Annotated in this window: 15 protein-coding genes; 13 read left to right on the top strand and 2 right to left on the bottom strand. The window is 72.4% G+C overall.

Annotated features, from left to right (window positions below):
- Positions 1 to 17: 17 nt before the first annotated feature.
- On the bottom strand, positions 18 to 1451 hold the full coding sequence (locus tag ACZ4WV_RS30445) for a glycosyltransferase family 2 protein (protein ID WP_465751858.1): 1434 nt from the start codon (positions 1449 to 1451) through the stop codon (positions 18 to 20).
- 243 nt (positions 1452 to 1694) lie between these two features.
- On the opposite strand from ACZ4WV_RS30445, the gene folC reads away from it, so the two are divergent.
- The 8 genes from folC to rodA all read left to right on the top strand — a co-directional run bounded on the left by folC (position 1695) and on the right by rodA (position 10683).
- A complete protein-coding gene (gene folC, locus ACZ4WV_RS30440; protein ID WP_465751857.1) occupies positions 1695 to 3098 on the top strand; it encodes a bifunctional tetrahydrofolate synthase/dihydrofolate synthase in 1404 nt (467 codons plus the stop codon).
- Position 3099: 1 nt separating this feature from the next.
- Positions 3100 to 3453: a DUF4233 domain-containing protein gene (locus ACZ4WV_RS30435; protein WP_465751856.1), complete on the top strand. Its 354-nt coding sequence runs from the start codon at positions 3100 to 3102 to the stop codon at positions 3451 to 3453.
- Between the two features lie 131 nt (positions 3454 to 3584).
- Positions 3585 to 3998 carry a nucleoside-diphosphate kinase gene (gene ndk / locus ACZ4WV_RS30430; RefSeq protein WP_465751855.1) on the top strand — a complete coding sequence of 138 codons (414 nt, stop codon included), beginning with the start codon at positions 3585 to 3587 and terminating at the stop codon, positions 3996 to 3998.
- Between the two features lie 315 nt (positions 3999 to 4313).
- The gene (locus ACZ4WV_RS30425) at positions 4314 to 5339 is read left to right on the top strand and encodes a rod shape-determining protein (RefSeq protein WP_329931217.1); all 1026 of its coding nucleotides are present in this window, start codon (positions 4314 to 4316) and stop codon (positions 5337 to 5339) included.
- A 98-nt stretch (positions 5340 to 5437) separates the two neighbouring features.
- Complete coding sequence (gene mreC, locus ACZ4WV_RS30420) at positions 5438 to 6391, top strand: rod shape-determining protein MreC (protein ID WP_465751854.1); 954 nt, start codon at positions 5438 to 5440, stop codon at positions 6389 to 6391.
- A 3-nt stretch (positions 6392 to 6394) separates the two neighbouring features.
- Positions 6395 to 7036 carry a rod shape-determining protein MreD gene (gene mreD, locus ACZ4WV_RS30415; RefSeq protein WP_465751853.1) on the top strand — a complete coding sequence of 214 codons (642 nt, stop codon included), beginning with the start codon at positions 6395 to 6397 and terminating at the stop codon, positions 7034 to 7036.
- A 60-nt stretch (positions 7037 to 7096) separates the two neighbouring features.
- Positions 7097 to 9487, top strand: a complete 2391-nt coding sequence (gene mrdA / locus ACZ4WV_RS30410; RefSeq protein ID WP_465751852.1) for a penicillin-binding protein 2 — start codon at positions 7097 to 7099, stop codon at positions 9485 to 9487.
- Positions 9484 to 10683 carry a rod shape-determining protein RodA gene (rodA, locus tag ACZ4WV_RS30405; RefSeq protein WP_465751851.1) on the top strand — a complete coding sequence of 400 codons (1200 nt, stop codon included), beginning with the start codon at positions 9484 to 9486 and terminating at the stop codon, positions 10681 to 10683. The genes mrdA and rodA overlap by 4 nt, the downstream gene beginning before the upstream one ends.
- Positions 10684 to 10761: 78 nt before the next feature.
- On the opposite strand, the gene ACZ4WV_RS30400 is transcribed toward rodA, so the two are convergent.
- Positions 10762 to 12063: a M14 family zinc carboxypeptidase gene (locus ACZ4WV_RS30400; protein WP_465751850.1), complete on the bottom strand. Its 1302-nt coding sequence runs from the start codon at positions 12061 to 12063 to the stop codon at positions 10762 to 10764.
- A gap of 467 nt (positions 12064 to 12530) precedes the next feature.
- Here ACZ4WV_RS30400 and ACZ4WV_RS30395 point away from each other — a divergent pair, with 467 nt between their 5' ends.
- From ACZ4WV_RS30395 to rpmA, 5 genes are all read left to right on the top strand, one after another.
- The gene (locus ACZ4WV_RS30395) at positions 12531 to 14459 is read left to right on the top strand and encodes a TIGR03960 family B12-binding radical SAM protein (RefSeq protein WP_465751849.1); all 1929 of its coding nucleotides are present in this window, start codon (positions 12531 to 12533) and stop codon (positions 14457 to 14459) included.
- A 221-nt stretch (positions 14460 to 14680) separates the two neighbouring features.
- On the top strand, positions 14681 to 15442 hold the full coding sequence (locus tag ACZ4WV_RS30390; protein ID WP_465751848.1) for a TIGR03936 family radical SAM-associated protein: 762 nt from the start codon (positions 14681 to 14683) through the stop codon (positions 15440 to 15442).
- A 432-nt stretch (positions 15443 to 15874) separates the two neighbouring features.
- Complete coding sequence (locus ACZ4WV_RS30385; protein WP_465751847.1) at positions 15875 to 19543, top strand: Rne/Rng family ribonuclease; 3669 nt, start codon at positions 15875 to 15877, stop codon at positions 19541 to 19543.
- Between the two features lie 229 nt (positions 19544 to 19772).
- The gene (rplU, locus tag ACZ4WV_RS30380; protein ID WP_465751846.1) at positions 19773 to 20090 is read left to right on the top strand and encodes a 50S ribosomal protein L21; all 318 of its coding nucleotides are present in this window, start codon (positions 19773 to 19775) and stop codon (positions 20088 to 20090) included.
- A 14-nt stretch (positions 20091 to 20104) separates the two neighbouring features.
- The gene (gene rpmA / locus ACZ4WV_RS30375) at positions 20105 to 20362 is read left to right on the top strand and encodes a 50S ribosomal protein L27 (RefSeq protein WP_391489834.1); all 258 of its coding nucleotides are present in this window, start codon (positions 20105 to 20107) and stop codon (positions 20360 to 20362) included.
- Positions 20363 to 20370 lie beyond the last annotated feature (8 nt).

Below are 20370 nucleotides of genomic sequence, written 5' to 3'. Positions count from 1 at the left end.
GGGGGAAGCGCGGCGGCTCAGGACTCGAGTGCGGTGGGGGCGCCGACGGCGACCTTCTCGGCGTTGCGCCGGGTCTTGGCCCAGCCGTTGCGGCCCAGCAGGATCCGGACGGCGGCCCGGGTGGCGACCACGAAGAGGTGGTAGGCGTAGAGCCAGACCAGGACGCCCCACAGCAGTCCGGTGAGCCGGGTGCGGTCGCCGTGGACGTGCTTGCGGTAGGCGAGGCCCCAGAACACCATCGGCAGGGTGGCGAGCACGAAGGCGAGCAGCATCCAGGGGCCGAAGCGGAGCTGGAACTCGGCGGTCTCGGCGGGGAAGAGCACCAGCCCGGCGGCGGTGATCCCGAGCGAGAGCGGGAAGAGCAGCACCAGCAGCACGCAGACCACGGGCTGGAGGAAGGTGTACATCACCTCGGCCTTGCCGGCCCGGGTGTAGTGCGGAGAGCGCAGCACCCGGCCGGTGTAGCGCAGGCACTGCATGTTGCCCTGGGCCCAGCGGGTGCGCTGGGTGAGGAAGCGGCGCAGCGAGATCAGGCCCTCCTGGGAGACCTGGGCCTCGGTGACGTGGGTGAGCCGCCAGCCGGCCAGCCGCAGGTCGAGGCCGGACTCGTAGTCCTCCAGCAGGGCGCGTTCGGGCCAGGGGCGGCCGGCCCGGCCCTCCTCGGCGGTGAGCGAGTCGAGGGCGGTCAGCCGGACGAACTGGCCGTTGCCGCCGAGGCCGACGCTGCCGGTGCGGCGGCGGAGCAGCTGCATCCCGGCGTTGTTGGCCTGGAACTCGATGTCCTGCATCCGGACCAGGGCGCGGGCGAGGGCGTTGGCGGTGCGGCCACGGCCGGGCAGCGGGCGTTCGTCGTCGGCGTTGCGCATCCGCACGCCGATCTGGACCGCGCCGGTGTCGGGGCGGGCGAGCGCCTTGGGGTTGCAGACCTGGCCGAGGGTGCCCGGGTCGAGCCGGCCGTCGGCGTCGACCACGCCGATCACCACGCGGGAGCGGTCGGTGGACTCGGGCAGCCAGGCGGAGATCTCGCGGTAGGCGGCGTTGAGGGCGGCGCCCTTGCCGATCCGGGCGTGCGGGCGGCGGCGCTGGACGAGGTGGACGCGCGGGTCGCGGGCCGCGGCGGCGAGCACGAGGTCCCGGGTGGCGTCCTCGCTGTCGTCGTCGATCACCCACAGGTGGGCCTCGGGCGCGGCGGCCCGCAGGCCGTCCAGGGTCTGGGTGACGACGGCCTCCTCGTCGCGGCACGGGATGACCAGGTGCCACTGGAAGAGGGACGGGTCGCCGGGTTCGGCGGGCTCGTTGTGCCGGAAGGCGTGGCGGGACCCGGCCCAGTACACGAGGAAGCGTCCGAAGACGAGGGTCATGTAGCCGACGAGGGCCAGCGAGATCAGTCCGGCGAACCAGACGATCTCCTCCTGGCGGAGCACGATCCAGTCGTGCAGGAGGTCGGACATGGCGCGGTACTCCTCATGATCAAAGGCTCTCGGCTCCTGGGGGATGCGAATCGATGCTTCATTGCCGTTCAGATCGCTAAAGGAATGGTAAAGGGAGTAAACCGGCTTCATGGGGCCAAGGCGGACAAAGTGGCCGTTCTCACCCCCGCCGCCACCCTGGTCGCCACCCGGGCTGCCACCCGGGCCGCCGCCCCCGCTCTCGTCCTGTGAGGACGGGCCGCCGCAGCTCCGTAGACTGTGGTCGTGAGCGACAAGGCCGACCCGAATCCGTACACCCTCCGCCCCGCCGACGCCGACGCCGACGCCGGCCCCGGCGACGCCCTGCGCGACGTCGAGCTGGAACTCTCCAAGCGCTGGCCGGAGAACAAGCTGGAGCCCTCGCTCGACCGGATCGAGGCGCTGATGGACATCCTGGGCCAGCCCCAGCGGTCCTTCCCGTCCATCCACATCACCGGCACCAACGGCAAGACCTCCACCGCCCGGATGATCGAGCAGCTGCTCAACGCCTTCGAGCTGCGCACCGGCCGCTACACCAGCCCGCACGTGGAGACCGTCACCGAGCGGATCAGCCTGGACGGCGCCCCGATCAGCCCGGAGCGCTTCGTCGAGGTCTACCGCGACATCGAGCCCTACGTGCGGATGGTCGACGCGGCGCAGCCGGTGCCGATGTCCTTCTTCGAGGTGCTGACCGGCATGGCCTACGCGGCCTTCGCGGACGCGCCGGTGGACGTCGCCGTGGTCGAGGTCGGCATGGGCGGCTCCTGGGACGCCACCAACGTCATCGACGCCGTGGTCTCCGTGATCACCCCGATCGGGCTGGACCACACCGACAAGCTCGGCGAGACCACCGGGGAGATCGCGGTCGAGAAGTCCGGGATCATCAAGTCCGGTGCCGTCGCCGTGGTCGCCCAGCAGCCGCTGGACGCCGCCGAGACCATCCTGCGCCGTGCCGTCGAGGTGGACGCCACCGTCGCCCGCGAGGGCATGGAGTTCGGCGTGATGCGCCGTGAGCTCGCGGTCGGCGGCCAGCTGGTGACGCTGCGCGGGCTCGGCGGCGAGGAGTACGAGGACCTCTTCATCCCGCTGCACGGCGAGCACCAGGCGCACAACGCGGCGCTCGCGCTGGGCGCGGTCGAGGCCTTCTTCGGCGTCGGCGGCGCCCGCGGCGGGCAGCTCGACGTCGACAAGGTCCGCCAGGCCTTCTCCGGCGTCTCCTCGCCGGGCCGCCTGGAGGTCGTCCGCCGCAGCCCCACGATCGTCCTGGACGCCGCGCACAACCCGCACGGCGCCCGGGCCACCGTCGCCGCGCTCTCCGAGTCCTTCGGCTTCACCCGCCTGGTCGGCGTGATCGCCACCTCCGGGGACAAGGACGTGGCGGGCCTGCTGGAGGCCTTCGAGCCGATCCTGGCCGATGTCGTCATCACCCAGAACTCCACCCACCGCGCGATGGACGTGGACGCGCTCGCGGCCCTGGCCGTCGAGGTCTTCGGCGAGGACCGCGTCCAGGTCGAGCCGCGGCTCGACGACGCCATCGCCGCCGCCGTCACCCTGGCCGAGGAGGGGGGCGACCTCGGCGGTGCCGGGGTGCTGGTCACCGGTTCGGTCATCACGGTGGGCGAGGCCCGCCTGCTGCTCGGGAGGAAGTGACATGAGGACGCTCTGCTCCTCGACGCTGATCGGCGAGGCGCTGCTGATCATGTTCGCGGCGCTGGTCGCGATGCGGCTCTCCAGCGTCTCCACCGCCACGGTGTGGATCGTCAGCGGCATCGCGATGGCGCTGTGCCTCGCGCTCTGCGGCATGATCAACCGCCCCGGCGCGGTGCAGATCGGCTGGGTGCTGCAGGCCGGTCTGATCGCCGCCGGCTTCATCCTGCCGACCATGTTCGGCCTCGGCGTGGTCTTCGCCGGCCTGTGGTGGTGCTCGGTGCACTACGGCCGCAAGGTGGACGCCTTCAAGGCCGCCCGCGCGGCCGCCGAGGCCCGGGTGGCCGCCCGGGCCTGAGGCCGCGGCCCTACCGGCCACGGGACCGGACCGGCGCACCGACACGCCGTGTACGCAAGGTAATCTCTGCCCTGTCGGCTCCCGCCTCGCGACCCGACTGTCTGCCGAACCGACTCCCCAGGAGACGCACCGTGTCCCAGCGCACTCTCGTCCTGCTCAAGCCCGACGCCGTCCGCCGCGGCCTGGCCGGCGAGATCATCAGCCGCATCGAGCGCAAGGCCGGGTGGCAGCTCGCCGCCATGGAACTGCGCACCTTCGACCGGGCGACGCTGGAGCGGCACTACGAGGAGCACGTCGGCCGCCCGTTCTACGAGCCGCTGCTGGAGTTCATGACCTCCGGCCCGTCGATCGCGATGATCGTCGAGGGCGAGGAGGTCGTGAAGGGCATCCGCATGCTGGCCGGTGCCACCAACCCGCTGGACGCCGGGGCCGGCACCATCCGCGGCGACTACGCGACCATCACCCGCGAGAACCTGATCCACGCCTCCGACTCCCCGGAGTCCGCCGAGCGCGAGATCAAGATCTTCTTCCCGGCGCACGCCTGAGCCCTTCCGGGCACCCGGAGGACCTCGGCACCGCCCCGGTCGGGACCATTGGCCCGGCCGGGGCATTCTTATCGGGAAATAGGGAACTGAGGATGCCGACACGGCGTCCCAATGCTCGGAGAAGCGATCACCCTCCGGACAATGGACGGTATGCCCCACGTCGATGTCCGTTCCGCGCGGCGTGACTACGATGGACGCGACTCAAGGGCCCGGTAAGGCAGCTCAGCTGGTCTCCGCCCAAGCGTGGGCGCGCGTTTCGTCCACCCTCCATGAACTCCGAGCCCGGGAAGGCACCCACACCCCATGGCGAGCAACCTGTCGTTCATCGGCCGCGACTTGGCGATCGACCTCGGAACTGCCAACACGCTGGTGTACGTCAGGGGCAAGGGGATCGTCCTCAATGAGCCGTCAGTCGTCGCGGTGAACACCAACACCGGCGGCATCCTGGCGGTCGGCGCCGAGGCCAAGAAGATGATCGGCCGCACGCCCGGCAACATCGTCGCCATCCGCCCGCTCAAGGACGGCGTGATCGCCGACTTCGAGATCACCGAGCGGATGCTGCGCTACTTCATCCTCAAGATCCACCGCCGCCGCTACCTCGCCCGCCCCCGCGTCGTCGTCTGCGTGCCCTCCGGCATCACCGGCGTCGAGCGCCGCGCCGTCATCGAGGCCTCCTCGCAGGCCGGCGCGCGCCAGGTGCACATCATCGAGGAGCCGATGGCCGCCGCGATCGGCGCCGGCCTGCCGGTCCACGAGGCCACCGGCAACATGGTCGTCGACATCGGCGGCGGCACCACCGAGGTCGCCGTGATCTCCCTCGGCGGCATCGTCACCGCCCAGTCCATCCGGGTCGCCGGCGACGAACTGGACAACGCCATCGTCCAGCACATCAAGAAGGAGTACTCCCTCCTCCTCGGCGAGCGCAGCGCCGAGCAGATCAAGATGAGCATCGGCAGCGCCTACGGCCTCGAAGGCGAGAAGGACGAACACGCCGAGATCCGCGGCCGCGACCTCGTCAGCGGCCTGCCGAAGACCGTCGTCATCTCCGCCGCCGAGGTCCGCGAAGCCATCGACGAACCGGTCAACTCGATCATCGACGCGGTCAAGACCACCCTCGACCAGTGCCCGCCCGAACTGGCCGGCGACGTCATGGACCGCGGCATCGTGCTCACCGGCGGCGGCGCCCTGCTCCGCGGCCTGGACGAGCGGCTGCGCCGCGAGACCGGCATGCCGATCCACATCGCCGAGAACCCGCTCGACTCCGTCGCGCTCGGCTCCGGCAAGTGCGTCGAGGAGTTCGAGGCGCTCCAGCAGGTACTGGACGCCCAGCCGCGCCGTTAGCACCACGACGAGACAATCCGACACTCGACTGAACGGGCGACCGCCCGGGCCCCACAGCCCCGGGCGGTCGCCAGGTACGAAGGGGCAGTACCAGCACCGTGAGGGACACACGAGAGAGCCGGCTGCTGCTCATCCTGCTGGTGGCCGTCGCCTTCGCGCTGATCACCGTGGACATCAAGGGCGGTGAGGACTCACCGCTCGGCCCGGCCCGGCACGCGGCCGCCGACCTCCTCGGTCCGGTCGAGCGCGGCGCCGCCACCGTCGTCGACCCCGTCGCCGACACCGTCCGCGCCTTCCGCGACACCGCCACCAACAGCGGCCGCACCGATCAGCTCGCCCGCGAGAACACCGAACTGCGACAGAAGCTCGCCTCCTCCGACATGGCCACCGGGCGCACCAAGCAGCTGGACGACCTGCTGCGCACCGCCGGAGCCGGCGGTTACACCGTCAAGGCCGCCCAGGTCATCGCGATCGGCCCGGCCCAGGGCTTCTCCTGGACCATCACCATCGACGCCGGCAGCGACGACGGCCTCACGCGCGACATGACCGTGATCAACGGCCAGGGCCTGGTCGGCCGGATCACCACCGTCGCGCCGACCACCGCCACCGTGCTGCTCGCCTCCGACCCCGGCTTCTCGGCCGGCACCCGGCTGGAGGGCAGCGGCGAGATCGGCTTCGCCTCCGGCGGCGGCGACAGCCCGATGAAGGTCTCCCTGCTCAACGGCAAGGCGCAGGTCAAGGCCGGCGACCGGCTGGTCACCTTCGGCTCGCAGAGCGGCCGCCCGTTCGTACCCGGCGTCCCCGTCGGCAAGGTCACCGAGGTGCAGGCCAACGCGGGCCAGCTGACCAAGACCGTCCTGGTCGAGCCGTTCGTCCAGTTCACCCGGCTGGACCTGGTCGGCGTCGTGGTCGTGCCGCCGCGCAGCGACCCGCGCGACGCCGTCCTGCCGCCCGCCCCCACCCCGGGCCAGAGCCAGGCCCCGGCCGCGCCCGCCCAGCCGCAGGCCTCCGGGCCCGCCGCCCCGCCCGCCAAGCCCAATGGGGGGAACTGAGCCATGCGCCTCGCCCGCATCCCCGTCTCCGCCGTCCTCATCCTGGTCGGACTGGTCCTCCAGGTCAGCGTGTTCGGCCGGCTCCAGCTCCCCGGGGCGACCCCGGACATACTGCTGCTCGTCGTGGTCGGCCTGGCCATGGTCTACGGGCCCACCGGCGGCTGCCTGGTCGGCTTCGCGGCCGGCCTGCTCGCCGACCTCGCCCCGCCCTCCGACCACGCCATCGGCCGCTACGCCCTGGTGCTCTGCCTGATGGGCTACGTCGCCGGGCTGCTGCGCCCGGACCACGGCCGCCAGCGGTCCGTCTCCAGCGCGCTGCTGGTCGTCGGCGCCGCGGCGATCGCCTCCACCCTGCTGTACGCGATGGTCGGCGCCCTGGTCGGCGACACCGCGGCCCGGCACGTCGGCCTCGTCGGCCTGGTGCTCAGCGCCCTGCTGTACGACCTGCTGCTGGCCCCGTTCGTGGTGCCGCTGGTGATGCTGCTCGGCCGCCGCTTCGGCCGCGATCCGATGACCGCCGCCAGTGACGACGACGAGGGCGGCCCGGGCCTCGGCACGCTGGCCCGCTACCGCACCACGCGTGAGGTCTCCTCCGGCCCGAAGTACAAGAAGCGGCGCGTTCCCGGCTTCGCCCGGCGCCCGTAACCGGCCCGTCCGGGCCGCCCCAGAACTCCCGACCTCCCCGCATCCTGGAGCGCACGAGACGTGAGCAACATCCCCGAGACCGGCCGAACCCGGCGGGTGACGATCCGTCTGGTGGTGCTGCAGATCCTGGTGCTGTCGCTGCTCGCCACCCTCGGCGGACGGCTGTGGTACCTGCAGATCCGCAACGCCAAGGAGTACACCGCCAAGGCGACCGGCAATCACATCCGCGAAGTGGTCGAACCGTCCGTCCGCGGCGAGATCCTGGACGCCTCCGGTCGCGTCCTGGCCGGCAACGAGACCCGGCTGGTGGTGTCCGTCAGCCGGACGTCGCTGATGCAGCAGAAGGACGGCGGCAAGGCGGTGCTGGGCCGCCTCGCCGACGTGCTGGGCATGCCCGCCAAGGACGTGCAGGAGAAGGTCCGCCTCTGCGACGCCAAGACCTCGCAGCCCTGCTGGAACGGTTCGCCGTACCAGCCGATCCCGGTCACCAAGGAGGCGACCACCCAGCAGGCGATGCAGATAATGGAGCGCCGCGAGGACTTCCCCGGGGTCACCGCGCAGCCCACCGCCCTGCGCCGCTACACCGGTGTGGAGGGCGCCAACCTGGCCCAGGTGCTCGGCTACCTCTCGCCCGTCACCGACGACGAGGTCAGCAAGACCGCCGACAAGAGCGGCCTGGACCGCTACCTGCCGGCCGACCAGATCGGCCGGGCCGGCCTGGAGTCGGTCTACGACCGCGACCTGCGCGGCACCGCCGGCATCACCAAGCTGGAGGTGGACAACCTCGGCCGGGTGATCGGCACCGCCGGCACGGTCGCCCCGCAGACCGGCAACAACCTGGTCACCAGCATCGACGCCCGGGTGCAGAAGGTGGTTGAGGACAACCTCGCGCAGGCCATGGCCGACGCCCGGAACACCTTCGACAAGGTCACCAACCGCAACTACGAGGCCGACTCCGGCGCCGCCGTCGTGATGGACGTGCACACCGGGCGGATCGTCGCCATGGCGAGCGCCCCGACCTACGACCCCAACCTGTGGGTGGGCGGCATCAGCGGCAAGGACTACCAGTCGCTGACCAGCAAGGACTCCAACTTCCCGCTGCTGAACCGCGCCATACAGGGTCAGTCCGCCCCCGGCTCGACCTTCAAGGTCATCTCCACCACCGCCGCGGTGCAGGCCGGCTACTCGCTGGACGGCAGCTACCAGTGCCCGAAGAGCATGACCATCGGCGGCCGCGAGTTCAAGAACTTCGAGAGCGAGAACTTCGGCGCCATCTCCCTGGAGAAGGCGCTGGAGGTCTCCTGCGACACCGTCTTCTACGGCCTGGCGTACGACCAGTGGATGAAGGACGGTGGCATCAAGCCGAAGAAGGACGCGTCGGACTGGTTCTTCAAGACCGCCCACGAGTTCGGCCTCGGCACCAAGACCGGCATCGACCTGCCCTCCGAGGTGGCCGGCCGGGTGCCGGACCGGCAGTGGAAGCAGTCCTTCTACGACAACAACAAGGACGCCTGGTGCGCGCAGGCGCAGAAGGGCGGCAACAGCTTCTCCGACCAGATCGCCAAGGAGAACTGCGTCGACGGCTACCAGATGCGCGCCGGTGACGCCGTCAACTTCGCGATCGGCCAGGGCGACACCCTCGTCACCCCGGTACAGATGGCCCGGATCTACTCGGCGCTGGCCAACGGCGGCACCTTCTACCGGCCGACCGTCGCCAAGGCCGTGATAAGCCCCGGCGGGGACCTCGTCCGCGAGATCGCCCCGCAGGCGGACGCCAAGTTCCCCGGCGACCAGAAGTTGCTGAGCTACATCAACCAGGCCACCGAGGGCGTCGTCAAGAGCGGTACCGCCGCCTGGAAGTTCACGCAGGCCGGCTGGCCGCAGGACAAGATCGCGCTGCACGCCAAGACCGGCACCGCCGAGGTCGAGGGCAAGCAGACCACCTCCTGGCTGGCCACGTACAGCAAGGACTACGCGATCATCATGACGATCAGCCAGGGCGGCACCGGCTCCGGCGGCTCCGGTGACTCCGTCCGCCGGATCTACCAGGCGCTGTACGGCGTGGACGACAAGGGCAACATCGACAACAGCAAGGCGCTGCTGCCGACGCCGCAGGGCGACCTGCCGAAGTTCAACCCGGACGGCACCGCGGTCATCAAGCCGGCCGCCTACACGATCGACCCGGCGTCCGGCGCGGTGGTCCAGCCGGTCCAGCCCGCCGGGGCCTCCCAGGCAGCCCAGGCAGACCGGGCCGTCCCGGTTGTTCAGCCGGCTCAGCTCGCGCAGTACACCCAGTCCGCGCAACTCGCTCAGTCCGCTCAGTCCGCCGGACCGGACCCGGCTGCGGCGACCGCCTGGCTCGACCCGGCGCCGCCGGCCGACAGCCCGGCGCCGTACACCGCGACCGACGCCGCGCTCGAACCGAACCGCCCGGGAAGGGGACGGGCATGAGCTCCTACGGCTCCTACCGGCAACTGCGGCTGACCCCGCAGCGCACCGGCGTCTCCAAGGCCCTCTCCAAGGACTCGCCGCTGTGGCGCCTGGACTGGATACTGCTGCTGGCCGCGCTGGCCCTCTCGCTCGGCAGCTCGCTGCTGGTCTGGTCGGCCACCCGCGGGCGCGACAACCTCACCCACGGGGACCCGCAGTACTTCCTCTACCGGCACCTCACCAACTTCGTGATCGGCCTGCTGCTGTGCGCCGTGGTGATAGCGATAGGAGCCCGGCGGGTCCGCACCCTGGTGCCGTTCATCTACGTCGCCGTGATGGTGCTGCTGCTGGCGACGCTCAGCCCGCTCGGCTCGACCGTCAACGGCGCCCACTCGTGGATCCAGCTCGGCGCCGGCTTCTCGATCCAGCCCGCCGAGTTCGCGAAGCTCGCGATCGTGCTGGCGATGGCGGTCGTGCTGTCCGACCAGGTCGACGCCGGAGAGCGCGACTTCCCCTCGCACCGGGCGGTGTTCCGGGGCCTCATCTGGGCCTGTGTGCCGATGGGCCTGGTGCTGCTGATGCCGGACGCCGGATCGACCATGGTGATGTCCGCGATCGTGCTGGGCATCCTGCTCGGCTCCGGCTCCCCCAACCGCTGGGTGCTCGGCATCCTCGCGGCCGGCGTCGGCGGCAGCATCGCGATCTGGAAGCTCGGACTGCTGAGCCAGTACCAGATCGACCGCTTCGCGGCCTTCGCCAACCCGCAGCTCGACCCCAACGGCGTCGGCTACAACACCGCGCAGGCCCGGATCGCGATCGGCTCGGGCGGACTGACCGGCAAGGGCCTGTTCCACGGCACCCAGACCGTCGGACAGTTCGTACCGGAGCAGCAGACCGACTTCGTGTTCACCGTCGCCGGTGAGGAACTCGGCTTCGTCGGCGCGCTGGCGATAATCGCCCTGGTCGGCGTGATCCTCTGGCGCGCCTGCCGGATCGCCCGCCAGGCGACCGACCTGTACGGGACGATCGTGGCGGCCGGGGTCATCGCCTGGTTCTCCTTCCAGGCCTTCGAGAACATCGGGATGTGCCTGGGCATCATGCCCGTCGCGGGCATCCCGCTGCCCTTCGTCTCCTACGGCGGTTCCTCGATGTTCGCGGTCTGGATGGGCGTCGGGCTGCTCCAGGCGGTGCGCAGCCAGCGGCCGATAGCGGCCTGAGCCCACGCGGTAGCGGGGCCGGTCCGGGATCCTCCGGACCGGCCCTTTTCCGTGCGACGGTAGTAAGTTGACGATGCATCAGGGCAAGAGCAGCAGGCAGTCGGCGGCGGCGAGCACCGCGCGGGTCTGGTGGGCCAGCTGCTCCTGCACCGGGACCCAGCGGGCGCCGAATCGGTGCCGCAGCCGGTCCAGACTGTCGGCGACCACCGCCCGGGCGCGCTCCCGGGCCGCCTCCGCTCCCGGGCCGCGGGCATCGGAGAGCAGGCGCAGCAGGACCGAGGCGACCCGCAGCGGCAGCCGGGCGGCGACCAGCCCCGCGGTGGTCGCCCGGGAGACGCTCAACGGCCCCGGACACCACAGCTCCAGCCACTCCTCGGCGACCCGTGGAGCGACCGCCAGGTTGAACTCGGCGGTGCGCACCAGCGCGCCGTGGCTCTCCCGTGCCCGCGCCGGGACCTGGGCGAGCAACTCGGCCAGCTCCCCGGTGCGCGCGGTCAGCGCCCGGGCCGCCCCGCCGACGGCCTGCGGCCCGGCCGGATGCGGGCCGGCGTCGCCGACGGCGTCCACCGCCCACATCGGGACCTCCAGCACGGCGGTGACCCCGCCGTACCTGGCCGCGTAGGACCAGGTCGACAGCTCGGGCTCGTCCGGCAGCGCCCGGGAGGTGCCCCCGCTGCCGGGCCGCGGCATCAGATAGGTGCCGGGGGCGGGGCTGGCCCAGCCGACGGCGTCGTAGGAATCCACGTCGAGCGGCAGCCCGGCCCGCTCGGCGGAGCGGGCGAAACGCTCGGACAGGCCCGGCACCGGGTTGGTCAGCTGGACGAAGGCGCCGCCGAAGTCCACGCCGTGCAGCGAGCACTGCAGGAACGGGCGCAGCTCGTCGATCAGCCCGGTCAGCGCCAGGCTCTCCGGCATCGGCGGCCGACCGGAGCCGGGCGCGGGCAGCAGCTCCGGCTGCTCCTCGAAGGCCGGGCGGAAGAAGTGCTCGTAGTGGCGGCCCATGGTGAGCGGACCGTCCAGCCAGCCCGCGTTGAGCGCGGCGCCGTCCGGATCCAGGCACAGCAGCAGGTGCCAGGACAGGCCGGGCCGCGCGGGACGCTCCAACAGCACCTCGGCCAGCCGGACCGCGGCGGCCGTGCCGACCGGCTCGTTGGGGTGCGGGCCGCCCACCACCAGGACGGCCCGCGGCCCGCGGTCCACCGAGAGCAGCAGCAGCGGGCGCCCGGCCCGGGAGCGGCCGACCTCGCGCAGCCGGCAGCGGTCCGGGCGGCGCAGAGCGAGCCGTCGGGCCGCGGCCTCGGCCTGGGCCTGCGTGGGGTAGCGGGCCGGCCCGGTGTCGCGGGTCCGCAGGGGCCGGACCCGCCGACCGGTGTCGGTCATGGTTCTCCTTGCGACCGGCCGTACGGCCGCCGGGGCGCGGGCGTGCTGCGCCACCGGACGCGGCCTGCGGGCCGGGGACGGGCTCTGCGCGGCCGGGGGAGGGGGCCTCGCGGGGCGGGGGACGGGCCGCCGGGGAGTCGGCGCGGGCCGAGCGTACGACCCAACTCCCGTCTCCGGAAGGGGGTGCAGGGCCTTGGGCAGGGCCCTGCCAGTACCGCACGCCCCGCCGGGCCTGTCAACGGCGGACGGCGCCGGTCGGCGCTCGGCGCACCGTGCGTGCCGGAGCGGACGCGGGCGGGCACCAGCGGGTGCGGCGGCGCGGCTCGCGCCCGGGCGCACCACGGGCCCGGCGGCCGCCGGTGCGGCTCCCGGGCCGACGGGTCGTTCCCCGGATTGGGCTACCCTTGAGGGTCACCCCTCCCGTGCCGGATCGCGGCACCGAATCACGTCGTAAGGGTTCCTAGTACATGACTGTCGAATCGGTCTTCCCACGCCTGGAGGCCCTCCTCCCGCACGTCCAGAAGCCGATCCAGTACGTCGGCGGCGAGCTCAACTCGACCGTCAAGGACTGGGACGCCTGCGACGTCCGCTGGGCGTTGATGTACCCCGACGCCTACGAGGTCGGCCTGCCCAACCAGGGCGTCATGATCCTCTACGAGGTGCTCAACGAGCGCGAGGGTGTGCTGGCCGAGCGCACCTACAGCGTCTGGCCGGACCTGGAGGCGCTGATGCGGGAGCACGGCGTCCCGCAGTTCACCGTGGACGCCCACCGCCCGGTGAAGGCCTTCGACGTCTTCGGCCTCTCGTTCTCCACCGAGCTCGGCTACACCAACATGCTGACCGCGCTCGACCTGGCCGGCATCCCGCTGGAGGCCAAGGACCGCACCGACGAGGACCCGATCGTCCTCGCCGGCGGCCACGCGGCCTTCAACCCGGAGCCGATCGCGGACTTCCTGGACTGCGCGGTGATCGGCGACGGCGAGCAGGCCGTCCTCGACATCACGGAGATCATCCGCGCCTGGAAGGCCGAGGGCCGCCCCGGCGGCCGCGACGAGCTGCTGCTGCGCCTGGCCCGTACCGGCGGCGTGTACGTGCCGAAGTTCTACGACGTGGAGTACCTGGCCGACGGCCGGATCGGCCGCGTCGTGCCGAACGCCCCGGGCGTGCCGTGGCGGGTGTCCAAGCACACCGTGATGGACCTGGACGAGTGGCCGTACCCCAAGCAGCCGCTGGTCCCGCTCGCGGAGACGGTGCACGAGCGGATGTCCGTGGAGATCTTCCGCGGCTGCACCCGCGGCTGCCGCTTCTGCCAGGCAGGCATGATCACGCGCCCCGTGCGGGAGCGAAGCATCACCGGCATCGGCGACATGGTCGAGCGCGGGTTGAAGGCGACCGGCTTCGAGGAGGTCGGCCTGCTGTCGCTGTCCAGCGCTGACCACACCGAGATCGGCGAGATCGCCAAGGGCCTGGCCGACCGCTACACCGAGGACAAGATCGGCCTGTCGCTGCCGTCCACCCGCGTGGACGCCTTCAACATCGACCTCGCCAACGAGCTGTCCCGCAACGGCCGCCGCTCCGGCCTCACCTTCGCCCCCGAGGGCGGCAGCGAGCGCATGCGCAAGGTGATCAACAAGATGGTGTCGGAGGAGGACCTGATCCGCACCGTCGCCACCGCCTACGGCAACGGCTGGCGCCAGGTGAAGCTGTACTTCATGTGCGGCCTGCCCACCGAGACCGACGAGGACGTGCTCCAGATCGGCGAGATGGCGAAGAACGTCATCCAGAAGGGCCGCGAGGTCACCGGCCAGAACGACATCCGCTGCACCGTCTCCATCGGCGGGTTCGTGCCCAAGCCGCACACCCCGTTCCAGTGGGCCCCCCAGCTGTCCGCCGAGGCCACCGACGCCCGCCTGGCCAAGCTGCGCGACTCGATCCGCGGCGACCGCAAGTACGGCAAGAACATCGGCTACCGCTACCACGACGGCAAGCCGGGCATCATCGAGGGCCTGCTCTCCCGCGGCGACCGTCGGGTCGGCGCCGTCATCCGGGCCGTCTACGAGGACGGCGGCCGCTTCGACGGCTGGCGCGAGTACTTCTCCTACGACCGCTGGATGGCCTGCGCCGAGAAGGGCCTGGCCGGCACCGGCGTCGACGTCGACTGGTACACCACCCGCGAACGCTCCTACGAGGAGGTGCTGCCCTGGGACCACCTGGACAGCGGCCTCGACAAGGACTGGCTGTGGGAGGACTGGCAGGACGCCCTGGAGGAGGTCGAGGTCGACGACTGCCGCTGGACCCCGTGCTTCGACTGCGGCGTGTGTCCGCAGATGGACACCCACATCCAGATCGGCCCCACCGGCAAGAAGCTGCTGCCGCTGACGGTCGTCAACAAGTAGCGTCGCCCGTGCCGTCGGCCCCCGTTCGGTGTGATCCGGGCGGGGGCCGGGGTGTGGGGTGACCAGGGGCGGAGCGAGGGGTGCGGTGGGGCGCGTACCCTTTGAGGTGACAGCGTCCGGGCAGTGGAGGGAAACCTGCCGCGCCGGACGGGGAAACTTGACTAAAGGACTGAGCGACCCTGGCACGCCGTACGCCCGACGGTCCGCCGCCCGCGCCGACGGTGCAGCGGATTCGTCTCCGCTACACCAAGCGGGGCCGGCTCCGCTTCACCAGCCACCGCGACTTCCAGCGCGCCTTCGAGCGCGCCCTGCGCCGGTCCGCCGTTCCGATGGCCTACTCGGCCGGCTTCACCCCGCACCCGAAGGTCTCCTACGCCAACGCGGCCCCGACCGGGGTGGCGAGTGAGGCGGAGTACCTGGAGATCGGTCTGGCTGCCCTCCGTGACCCGGAGCAGCTGCGGGCGCAACTGGACGAGTCATTGCCGGCGGGCCTGGACGTGATCGACGCGGTCGAGGTGCGGACGTCGAACTTCGTGGAGCGCCTGGAAGCCTCCGAGTGGCTGGTCCGGCTGGACGGCGTCGAGCCGGACCAGGCGGCCCGGGCCGCGGAGAAGTTCCTCGCCGAGGAGCGGGTCGAGGTCGAGCGCCGGACCAAGAACGGCGTGCGGGTCTTCGACGCGCGGGCCGCGGTGGCCGCGCTCGGAGTCGTCGAGTCGCAGGTCGACGGCGGTGCGGACACGGCCTCCGGAACCGACCACGATGTTCGGACCGGCCGTCCCTGTGCGATACTGCGCCTGGTAGTACGACACGCCACACCCGCCGTACGACCCGACGACGTATTGTCCGGTCTCCGTGCGACGGCCGACCTGGCGCCGCCGGTCCCCGCAGAGGTGACCAGGCTGGCGCAGGGGCCGCTCGACGAGGAGTCCGGCACGGTGACCGACCCGCTGGCGCTCGACCGCGCCGCGGCCCCGACTGGCTGAGAAACGGCCGCCGGGCCGCGCGCACCGCGTCCGCCTAGCGGGCGGAGGCCGGGTCCAGTGCCTCACTGGACCCGATGGTCCTCCAGGGTTCCCGCGGCTCCCCAGGGGAGCGAGCGTCGTCGCAGCACAGGCCGGCCACTCGGGGCCGCCGACCAGGACGGTCGGTGGCCCGGGACCCCTTCCGGGAGCCACCCGGGGTTGGGGGACGGCACAGCTTGGGAAAACCTCAGAAGACTGGTCAGACCAGAAGACTTTCGACACCCCGCCGAGCGCGGGGCGCCGAGCGAGACTACGAGCCCCTGTGCGGCCTCGCGTCCGCGCGGCGGCACCGTGAAAGGGTCCGGCCCGAGCATCGTCGTGATGCCGGCCGCCCACCGGTGTCGAGCCGTGCCCGGATGTGGAGCCCGGGGGCCTGACGGGAGATCCACCCGCATGCTCGATAACACCGATCCGCAGCAGACTGCGGTCACGGAACAGAACGAATCCGCCGCGACCGGCGGTGAGGGCGCGTCCGCCGCGCCGCCGCGCCGTCGTCGCCGGGCGGTGTCCCGCCCGGCGGGCACCCCGCAGGGTGCGGCCGCCGAGGTGGCCGAGACGGTCGTCCCGGCCGAGGCGCACGAGGTGCCCGCTGCGGCGTCCCCGGAGGCCGAGCCGGCCCCGGTGGCCGAGAAGCCCGCTCGGGCCCGCCGTACCCGCAAGCGTGCCGAGGCGCCGGCTGGTGCCCCGGAGGCGGCCGCGGTCACCCGGTCGGAGGCCGGAGCGGCCCCGGCGGAGGAGAAGGACCAGCCGGCCGAGCAGGCTGAGCAGGTCGAGAAGACTACGAAGGCCGAGAAGACTACGAAGGTCGAGAAGCCGGAGCAGGCGGAGAAGCCCGCTCGGGCCCGCCGTGCCCGCAAGCGGGCCGAGGCTCCGGCCGGCGCGCCCGCCGTCGAGGCGCCCGCTGCCGCCGAGGTCTCTGCCGCTGCCGAGGCCCCCGCCGCCGTCGAGGAGCCGGCCGTCGCCGAGCCGGTGGCCGAGGAGGCCCCTGCGGCTCCGGCCCGCCGCCCCCGCCGCCGTCGTGTGGTCGAGGCCGCGCCGGTGGTCGAGGCCCCGGTCGAGGAGCCGGTGGTCGAGGAGCCCGCCGCGGAGGAGGAGCCCGCGGAGGAGGAGGCCGTCGAGGCCCCCGCCGCCGAGCCGGCCGCCGCGCCCGCCCCGGCCGCCGAGGCCGAGCCGCACCACCGGGTGCGCCGCCGCGCCGTCCGCCCGGCCACCGCGGTCTTCCAGGCTCCGGTCTTCCAGGAGCCCGCCCCCTACGTCGCGCCCACCGCGCCGCAGCAGTCCGCCGCCGCCCCGGCGCAGGCGGTGGCCCCGGCCGCCGCCGAGCGCGAGGAGGACGAGTACGAGTACAGCGGCGTCGGCCGCCGCCGCCGGGTCCGCACCCGGGTGGAGCCGAACCGCCGCAAGGCGGCCGCCCAGGCGTCGGCCCAGACGCGGGTCCAGGCGCCGGTCCAGCCGGCTCCGGTCCAGGCGGCTCCGGTCGTCCAGGCCCCCGCCGTCGTCGAGGCGCCCGCAGTCGAGGCTCCCGCCGCCGGTCCGGAGACCGAGGGCGACTGGGAGGACGACGGCCGTCCGTCCCGCCGTCGCCGTCGAGGTGGCCGTCGCCGCCGTCGTGGCGAGGCCGAGGAGTCCGAGGCCGCCGTCGAGACCGAGCAGCCCACCGTCGGGGAGCCGGCCGAGGCCATCGCCGAGGAGGAGGAGGACGAGGACGACGACCTGGCCGCGGGCCTGTCCTCGTCGCGCCGCCGTCGCCGCCGTCGCCGCCGCAGCGGTGAGGCCGGCGACGTGGAGGTCGCCGAGACCACCGAGGACGGCATCCGCACGGTGGTGAAGGTGCGCGAGCCGCGCCGCCGCTCCACCGAGCCGTCCTTCGACCCGGACGAGGTGCAGTCCATCAAGGGCTCGACCCGTCTGGAGGCGAAGAAGCAGCGCCGCCGGGAGGGCCGCGAGCTGGGCCGCCGCCGGGTGCCGATCATCACCGAGGCCGAGTTCCTGGCCCGCCGGGAGTCGGTCGAGCGCGTCATGGTGGTGCGCCAGAACGGCCAGCGGACCCAGATCGGCGTCCTCGAGGACGGCGTGCTGGTCGAGCACTACGTCAACAAGGAGCAGGCCACCTCGTACGTCGGCAACGTCTACCTGGGCAAGGTCCAGAACGTGCTGCCGTCGATGGAGGCCGCGTTCGTCGACATCGGCAAGGGCCGCAACGCGGTGCTGTACGCCGGTGAGGTCAACTTCGGCTCGCTGGGCGGCCACGGCGGCCCGCGCCGGATCGAGTCGGTGCTGAAGTCCGGCCAGTCCGTGCTGGTGCAGGTCTCCAAGGACCCGATCGGCCACAAGGGCGCCCGCCTGACCAGCCAGATCTCGCTGCCCGGCCGCTACCTGGTGTACGTGCCCGAGGGCTCGATGACCGGCATCTCGCGCAAGCTGCCCGAGAACGAGCGCGCGCGCCTGAAGCAGATCCTCAAGAAGATCGTTCCGGACGACGCGGGCGTGATCGTGCGCACCGCCGCCGAGGGCGCCTCCGAGGACGAGCTGACCCGCGACGTCCAGCGCCTCCAGCAGCAGTGGGAGGACATCCAGAAGAAGGCCGCGACCGGCAACGCCCCGGCGCTGCTGTACGGCGAGCCGGACATGACCGTCCGGGTCGTCCGCGACATCTTCAACGAGGACTTCACCAAGGTCATCGTCTCCGGTGACGAGGCGTGGAAGACCATCCACGAGTACGTCACCAACGTGGCCCCGGACCTCGCCGAGCGGCTCCAGCGGTGGACCTCCGAGGTGGACGTGTTCGCCACCTACCGGATCGACGAGCAGCTGATGAAGGCGCTGGACCGCAAGGTCTGGCTGCCCAGTGGCGGCTCGCTGGTGATCGACCGCACCGAGGCGATGGTCGTCATCGACGTCAACACCGGCAAGTTCGTCGGCCAGGGCGGGAACCTGGAGGAGACGGTCACCCGGAACAACATCGAGGCGGCCGAGGAGATCGTGCGCCAGCTGCGGCTGCGCGACCTCGGCGGCATCATCGTGATCGACTTCATCGACATGGTCCTGGAGTCCAACCGCGACCTGGTGCTGCGCCGCCTGCTGGAGTGCCTGGGCCGGGACCGGACCAAGCACCAGGTGGCCGAGGTCACCTCGCTGGGCCTGGTCCAGATGACCCGCAAGCGGGTCGGCCAGGGCTTGCTGGAGTCCTTCTCCGAGCCCTGCGTGCACTGCAACGGCCGCGGCGTGATCGTCCACATGGAGCAGCCGAGCGCCCACGTCCACGCCCCGGCCGCGGCCTCGGGCGAGACCTCGGGCAGCGGCAAGCGCCGTCGCCGGGGCAAGGGCGGGGCCGTTCACGAGGAGCCGCAGGCCGTCGAGGCCGCCGTGGCCGAGACGGTCGTGGAGGCCGCCGAGGACGTGGAAGAGGCCGCCGAGCCGGTGCGCGAGGAGATCGAGGGCCAGCTGGCCCTGGAGGTCCCGGGCGTCGAGACCCCGGTGGCGGAGCCCGCGGTGACCGAGGCCGCCCCGGTGGTGGCCCCGAAGGCCGAGGAGGCCCCGGTGGCGGAGGCCCCGGCCGCCGCTCCGGCGGGCCGTACCCGCCGCCGCGCGGTGCGCAAGGCGACGGCTCCGGCCGGCTCGCCGCAGGCCGCCGAGATCGTGGTGCTTCAGGCGAAGGCCGATGCGGCGCTGGAGGCGGCCCTGGCCGCCGCCGCGCCGACGGTCGAGGCCGCCGCGGAGACCGCCGCCGAGGCGGTCGCGGAAGCCGTCGCCGAGACCGGGCCCGAGGGCGCCGAGCAGGTCGTCGTCGAGGAGACCGTGGTCGTCGAGACCCCGGCCGCCGAGGCTCCGGCCGCCGAGCCCGCCGAGCCCGCCGAGGCCCCGGCCGCGGAGGAGGCGCCCGCCGAGGAGGCCCCGGCGCCGAAGAAGCGGGCCGCCCGCAAGACCGCCGCGAAGAAGACCGCCGCCAAGAAGACGGCCACGGCGGCCAAGAAGACCACCGCCCGCAAGACCGCGACCAAGCGGACCAGCGCGGCGGCCAAGAAGGCCGCGGCCGCCGAGGGTGATACGGCGTCCGAGTAGTGCCCGAGCCCGGGGTGGGAGCCCTTCCACCCCGGGCCGTACGGGCCGGTTTGCCCCATGGGCGGTCGGTCCGTATTCTTGACCTTCGGCGTGTCTACGCCACGCTCCCGAGCACATCACCTTCCCGAGGGCAGCGCGCACGCGCGCGGCGATCGGGAAGAGGCCCCTGTGTCCGTACCCAGGTGGCTGGCGTCGGGGGTTCCGACCGAGTTAGGAAAGTGGGTACCGCATGTACGCGATCGTTCGCGCAGGCGGCCGCCAGCACAAGGTCGCCGTCGGCGACGTGCTGGAGATTGACCGTATCGAGGCCAAGGCGGGTGACTCGGTCGAGCTCTCGACCATCCTGGTCGTCGACGGTGACGCCGTCACCTCCGACCCGTGGGTCCTGGCCGGCGTGAAGGCTCACGCCGAGGTGGTCGACCAGACCAAGGGCGACAAGATCGTCATCCTGCGCTACAAGAACAAGACCGGCTACCGCCGTCGTCAGGGTCACCGTCAGAAGCACACCGCGGTGCGCATCACCAGCATCGACTCGGTCAGCAAGTAAGGGGATAGCGAGATATGGCACACAAGAAGGGCGCAAGCTCTACCCGTAACGGCCGTGACTCGAACGCCCAGCGCCTCGGCGTGAAGCGCTTCGGCGGCCAGGTCGTCTCGGCCGGCGAGATCCTCGTCCGCCAGCGTGGCACCCACTTCCACCCGGGTGCGGGCGTCGGTCGCGGTGGCGACGACACCCTCTTCGCGCTGACCGCCGGTGCCGTGCAGTTCGGCAACCGCCGCGGCCGCAAGGTCGTCAACGTCGTGGCCGTCGAGGCCTGAGTCCACGC

Source organism: Kitasatospora sp. NPDC029312 (assembly GCF_055569215.1).
This window is presented reverse-complemented; position numbering and strand designations above follow the sequence as displayed.

Bases quoted from the DNA above. Each gene is read 5' to 3' on its own strand.
- ACZ4WV_RS30445 (WP_465751858.1), bottom strand. From the start codon at position 1,451: ATGTCCGACCTCCTGCACGACTGGATCGTGCTCCGCCAGGAGGAGATC.
- ACZ4WV_RS30435 (WP_465751856.1), top strand. From the start codon at position 3,100: ATGAGGACGCTCTGCTCCTCGACGCTGATCGGCGAGGCGCTGCTGATC.
- mreD (WP_465751853.1), top strand. From the start codon at position 6,395: ATGCGCCTCGCCCGCATCCCCGTCTCCGCCGTCCTCATCCTGGTCGGA.
- rodA (WP_465751851.1), top strand. From the start codon at position 9,484: ATGAGCTCCTACGGCTCCTACCGGCAACTGCGGCTGACCCCGCAGCGC.
- ACZ4WV_RS30400 (WP_465751850.1), bottom strand. From the start codon at position 12,063: ATGACCGACACCGGTCGGCGGGTCCGGCCCCTGCGGACCCGCGACACC.
- ACZ4WV_RS30395 (WP_465751849.1), top strand. From the start codon at position 12,531: ATGACTGTCGAATCGGTCTTCCCACGCCTGGAGGCCCTCCTCCCGCAC.
- ACZ4WV_RS30385 (WP_465751847.1), top strand. From the start codon at position 15,875: ATGCTCGATAACACCGATCCGCAGCAGACTGCGGTCACGGAACAGAAC.
- rplU (WP_465751846.1), top strand. From the start codon at position 19,773: ATGTACGCGATCGTTCGCGCAGGCGGCCGCCAGCACAAGGTCGCCGTC.
- rpmA (WP_391489834.1), top strand. From the start codon at position 20,105: ATGGCACACAAGAAGGGCGCAAGCTCTACCCGTAACGGCCGTGACTCG.